Source organism: Kineococcus sp. AC630, from assembly GCF_979255925.1.
In genome coordinates, this window is sequence record NZ_CEEDMJ010000125.1 from 1 (window position 1) to 243 (window position 243).

Consider the following 243-nt stretch of genomic DNA (forward strand, 5'->3'; position numbering starts at 1 on the left):
CCTACGTCTCGGCCAACGTCGGCCCCGAGGAGTTCGCACAGCGCCATGAACTCGTGGGTCCCGAAGGAGGTGTCCTCCACGACGTCGCCCCAGTGCGAGTTGACCATCGCGGGACGTTCCTCGCGGGGACCGATCCCGTCGCGCCCGTGGTAGGTGTCCGCGAAGCAGCCACCCGGCCAGCGGAGGTGGGGGATGTCCAGCGCCCGCAGCGCCTCGACGACGTCCAGGCGCAGACCCCCCTCG

1 pseudogene is annotated in these 243 nt (G+C 71.2%); it reads right to left on the bottom strand.

The features are described 5' to 3' along the window. A pseudogene (locus AC0I8G_RS26110) lies at positions 1-243 on the bottom strand (alpha-N-arabinofuranosidase); the annotation flags it as partial.